The sequence below is a fragment of the Streptomyces sp. UH6 genome (assembly GCF_013421635.1).
In the GTDB taxonomy this organism is placed as follows: Bacteria; Actinomycetota; Actinomycetes; order Streptomycetales; family Streptomycetaceae; genus Streptomyces; species Streptomyces abyssomicinicus.
Window position 1 is genome coordinate 1 of sequence record NZ_JACADT010000367.1, and the last position, 5,172, is coordinate 5,172.

Consider the following 5,172-nt stretch of genomic DNA (forward strand, 5'->3'; position numbering starts at 1 on the left):
GGGCACGTCGTCGAGGGCCGACCCGGCGCGTACCTCGGAGGCGAACTCCAGGGGATGCGCCCCCGGCTCGGCGCACTCGGCGCGCCCGCAGGAGCAGTCCCCGCCGCCCGCCGCCACCCGCGCACCCGGCACGACGTCCCAGCCCCAGAGACCGGTGAACTCGGCGACCGCGGTGCAGTCGGAGGAGCGGCCCCGTCGGCGCACGCCGACGCGCGCCCCGGACCGCGTGCCGGAACGGATCTCCCGCATACCGCCGATCGTGAAGCCCATGCCCCCTCCAACGGGTCCGCCGCGTGGGTGGTTACGTGCCGGAGGCTCGCCATGACGTGTGGTGACGCTGCGTTGCGACTACCCGCCGTATCGTCCCGGCTCGCCCGGTTCGCGCCGCGCGTGGATGCGAACGGGGTGGCGCGTGCGGCTCCTCGCGCCCCCTGCGCGCATCGAGCTCCGATCCGGGTGCCCGGACAGGTTTCCGACGTCGCGGGTCAAGTGAATCGCGGGCAACGGCGCCGGAGTTCATCCGAAGGGGTGGCGAAAGGTGGCGTTTACCGAACCAGCGTGGCTGGAGCGGTGACCGGAAGGCTACGTTGAGTATGCAAGGCTTGTGGCACATGCCCGCTCAGGGTTGCCGGAAGCACCTTTCGATCGGCGCGTCGGGCGTATTGTCGGTGGAGCCCGGTGACGGAGAGTGATCGCAGGGCTCTCTTCGGGAGGCGTGTGGCGGACGGGCTCCCGGAATGCGAGGGAATCCCGCCGAACCGAGGGACGGTCCGCCGGCGTTCTGGTAGGGCTGTTTGCAGACATGACAGGGCCCGAGCGGGTCCGACAGGTCTCAGGGATGGATGGGGGCGTTCCAGTGAGCGGCAACGGCGAAGGCGGGACGAACGCTGAGAAGCGCCCCAACGAGCTGCTCAACTCGTGGTTCGTGCGCAGTGGCTGGTCCAAGGGCGAACTGGCCCGCCAGGTGAACCGCCGCGCCCGTCAGCTCGGCGCCAACCACGTCTCCACCGACACCTCGCGGGTCCGCCGCTGGCTGGACGGGGAGAACCCGCGGGAGCCCATCCCGAGGATCCTCTCCGAGCTGTTCTCCGAGCGTTTCGGCTGCGTCGTCGCCGTCGAGGACCTGGGCCTGCGCGCCGCCCACCAGGCGCCCTCCGTGGCCGGCGTGGACCTGCCCTGGACCGGCCCGCAGACGGTGGCGCTGCTCGGCGAGTTCTCCCGCAGCGACCTGATGCTGGCCCGCCGCGGTTTCCTCGGCACCTCGCTCGGGCTGGCGGCGGGGCCTTCGCTGATCGAGCCGATGCAGCGCTGGCTGGTGCCCTCCCCGGCCTCCCCCGTGGAGGCGCCCCCGCCCTCGCCCCGGCGCGGCGGGCTCTCCGGGCCGGAGCTGGACCAGCTGGCGAACACCGTCGAGATGTTCCGCCAGTGGGACGCCCAGTGCGGTGGAGGCCTGCGGCGCAAGGCGGTCGTCGGCCAGTTGCACGAGGTCACCGACCTGCTCCAGGAGAGCCACCCCGAGCCGACGGTCCGCCGCCTCTTCGGCTTCGCGGCCGAACTCGCCGAGCTCGCCGGGTGGATGAGCTACGACGTGGGCCTCCAGCCCACCGCCCAGAAATACTTCGTCCTGGCCCTGCACGCGGCCAAGGAGGCCGGGGACAAGCCGCTCGGCTCGTACATCCTTTCCTCGATGAGCCGGCAGATGATCCACCTCGGCCGGCCCGACGACGCACTGGAACTCATCCACCTCGCCCAGTACGGCAGCCGCGACTGCGCGAGCCCCCGCACCCAGGCCATGCTGTATGCGATGGAGGGCCGCGCCTACGCCAACATGGGCCAGCCCGGAAAGTGCAAGCGCGCGGTGCGGATGGCGGAGGACACCTTCGCCGACGCGGCGGACTGGGACGAGCCGGACCCGGACTGGATCGGCTTCTTCACCGAGGCGGAACTGTACGGCGAGAACTCGCACTCCTTCCGCGACCTCGCCTATGTGGCGGGCCGCAGCCCCATCTACGCCTCCATGGCGGAGCCGTTGATGATGAAGGCCGTCGACCTCTTCGCCAAGGACCCCGAACACCAGCGCTCCTACGCGCTCAACCTGGTCGGCATGGCCACCGTGCACCTGCTGCAGAGCGAGCCGGAGCAGAGCGCCGTGATGCTGGGGCAGGCGATGAAGGTGGCCAAGAAGGTCCGTTCCGAGCGGGTCAACACCCGGATCCGCAAGACGGCCGACACGGCGGCGCGCGACTACAAGGAACTCCCCGCCGTCCGCGACATCACCCGGATGCTGGCGGAGGAACTCCCGGAGGCCGTCGAAGCGGTCTGACCGGCCCGAACGGGAGCCCGCGACCGGGCCCGGACGGGAGCCCGCGACCGGCCCGCAGGGGAGCCCTTGACCGGCCCGTAGGGCAGCCCGCCCACCGACGCCCGCCCAGCGCCACCCCCACCGCCGGCCGGTCCGTCCGACCCGCGGTGGGCACGGCACGACCCCCCGTTCTCCGGCCGCGGCCGGCCCTTCCGAACCGCTCACCCGGCTCCCCCGCCAGGTCGTCGGAAAGGCCGCCGCGGCCGGCTTTTCCCCGTGTCCTCACCGGCATCCGCTCCCCCCGCCGCGGGCCGTCAGGGCCCGAGGACGGCCGGGCCGAGCGGCACACCCAGTTCATGGACGCGTAACACGCACAGCCCCTTCGTCACCGGTGCGAAACAACGCGGGGGCATGGCCGAAACGGCGCTGCGTCAATCTCATGGCCAACGGCAGGGCGAACGACAGGCCCACCACCTCCCACTCCGCCCAGGTAGCCCGCACGGGCCGCGACCCACGACGAGGAGACGCCGATGGCACCAGCCATCACCTTTGCGGCTGACGAGATTTCGTCGGCCGACACAGGCTTCATGCTCATCTGTTCCGCCCTGGTGATGCTCATGACCCCGGGTCTGGCCTTCTTCTACGGAGGCATGGTCCGGGTCAAGAGCGCCCTGAACATGCTGATGATGTCCTTCATCAGCCTCGGGATCGTCACCGTCCTGTGGGTGCTGTACGGCTTCTCCCTCGCCTTCGGCACCGACACCGGCAGCCTCATCGGCTGGGACTCCGACTACGTCGGCCTCAGCGGCATCGACAAGGCCGAGGTCTGGAGCGGCTACACCATCCCCACCCTGGTGTTCGCCGTGTTCCAGCTGATGTTCGCCGTCCTCACCCCGGCCCTGATCAGCGGCGCCCTCGCCGACCGGGTCAAGTTCGCCTCCTGGTCCCTGTTCGTCGTGCTCTGGGTCAGCGTCGTCTACTTCCCGGTCGCCCACTGGGTCTGGGGCACCGGCGGCTGGGCCTTCGAGCTCGGAGTGATCGACTTCGCGGGCGGTACCGCCGTCCACATCAACGCGGGCGCCGCGGCACTCGGCGTGATCCTGGTCATCGGCAAGCGCGTCGGCTTCAAGAAGGACCCGATGCGGCCGCACAGCATGCCGCTGGTCATGCTCGGCGCGGGTCTCCTCTGGTTCGGCTGGTTCGGGTTCAACGCCGGCTCCTGGCTCGGCAACAGCGACGGCGTCGGCGCGCTGATGTTCGTCAACACCCAGGTCGCCACCGGCGCCGCCGTCCTCGCCTGGCTGATCTACGAGAAGATCCGCCACGGCGCGTGCACCACCCTGGGCGCCGCCTCCGGCGCGGTCGCCGGTCTGGTCGCCATCACCCCCGCGGGCGGCGCGGTCTCCCCGCTCGGCGCGATCGCCATCGGTGTCATCGCCGGCGTGCTCTGCGCCATGGCCGTCGGCCTCAAGTACAAGCTGAACTACGACGACTCGCTCGACGTCGTCGGCGTGCACCTGGTCGGCGGTATCGTCGGCTCGCTGCTGATCGGTCTCTTCGCCACCGGCAAGGGCCAGTCCGAGGTGGCCGGCCTCTTCTACGGCGGCGGCCTGGACCAGCTCTGGAAGCAGGCGGCCGGTGTCTTCGGTGTCCTGGCCTACTCCCTGGTCGCCTCCGCGGTCCTCGCCCTGCTGATCCACAAGACCATCGGGATGCGGGTCGAGGAGGAGCAGGAGATCTCCGGCATCGACCAGGCCGAGCACGCCGAGACCGCCTACGACTTCAGCGGCGTCGGCGGCGGCAGCGCCGCCAAGTCCACCGTCCCCGCCCGTGCCGAGAGCAACAAGGTTGACGCATGAAGCTGATCACCGCGGTCGTCAAGCCGCACAAGCTCGACGAGATCAAGGAAGCCCTCCAGGCCTTCGGAGTGCACGGCCTGACCGTCACCGAGGCCAGCGGCTACGGCCGTCAGCGCGGTCACACCGAGGTCTACCGGGGCGCCGAGTACACCGTCGACCTGGTCCCCAAGATCCGCATAGAGGTCCTGGTGGACGACGCGGACGCCGACCAGCTCATCGAGGTCGTGGTCAGCGCCGCCCGCACCGGCAAGATCGGTGACGGCAAGGTCTGGGCGGTCCCGGTCGAGACGGCCGTCCGCGTCCGCACCGGCGAGCGCGGACCGGACGCCCTGTAAGGGATCCGCCGCACCGACCCACCACGGGGCCCGTCGCTCGGAGTACGCCGCGACGGGCCCCGCAAGGGATCCGCACCGCGACGGACCCGCCGCAAGGGACGCCCCCGCAAGGCAGGCAGAGGAACAGGAGTCGCCGGGTGACGAGCACGGACACGCGTGAAGAGACCGAGGACTCGGGGCCCGGCGGCTACGCGGCGGCCCGGCTGGGCCTCCTCCAGGAGGAGGACCGGTCCGGGCCCTCCCGCCGCAGGACGCTCTCCCAGCTCACCGACCGCTGGCTGGCCGGTCTCTTCGCCGCCGCCGCGCCCGCCGCCCGCGGCCTGGCCCTGGTCGCCGTCGGCGGCTACGGCCGCGGGGAACTCTCCCCCCGGAGCGACCTCGACCTGCTGCTCCTGCACGACGGCTCCGCCCCGGACGCCGTCGCCGCCGTGGCCGACCGCCTCTGGTACCCCGTCTGGGACCTCGGCCTCGCCCTCGACCACTCCGTGCGCACCCCCGCCGAGGCCGGCAAGACCGCCGCCGAGGACCTCAAGGTCCAGCTCGGCCTGCTCGACGCCCGCCACCTGGCCGGCGACCTCACCCTCACCACCGGCCTGCGCACCGCCGTCCTCGCCGACTGGCGCAACCAGGCCCCCCGGCGCCTCCCCGAACTCCGCGACCTGTGCGCCGACCGCGC

At 71.7% G+C, this 5,172-nt stretch carries 4 protein-coding genes and 1 pseudogene; 4 read left to right on the forward strand and 1 reads right to left on the reverse strand.

All coding sequences use genetic code 11. The annotated features are described in order from the left end of the window. Positions 1–270, reverse strand: a pseudogene (locus HW445_RS17745) (DNA primase); the annotation flags it as partial. A 586-nt stretch (positions 271–856) separates the two neighbouring features. Between HW445_RS17745 and HW445_RS17750 the strand changes: the two are divergent. From HW445_RS17750 to HW445_RS17765, 4 genes are all read left to right on the forward strand, one after another. Then, a complete protein-coding gene (locus HW445_RS17750) occupies positions 857–2,323 on the forward strand; it encodes a hypothetical protein (RefSeq protein ID WP_180221986.1) in 1,467 nt (488 codons plus the stop codon). 509 nt (positions 2,324–2,832) lie between these two features. After that, on the forward strand, positions 2,833–4,161 hold the full coding sequence (locus tag HW445_RS17755) for an ammonium transporter (protein ID WP_180221987.1): 1,329 nt from the start codon (positions 2,833–2,835) through the stop codon (positions 4,159–4,161). After that, positions 4,158–4,496 carry a P-II family nitrogen regulator gene (locus tag HW445_RS17760; RefSeq protein ID WP_108954190.1) on the forward strand — a complete coding sequence of 113 codons (339 nt, stop codon included), beginning with the start codon at positions 4,158–4,160 and terminating at the stop codon, positions 4,494–4,496. The genes HW445_RS17755 and HW445_RS17760 overlap by 4 nt, the downstream gene beginning before the upstream one ends. Positions 4,497–4,633: 137 nt before the next feature. Continuing rightward, the coding region (locus tag HW445_RS17765) for a nucleotidyltransferase domain-containing protein (protein WP_180221988.1) at positions 4,634–5,172 on the forward strand (539 nt) is incomplete at its 3' end.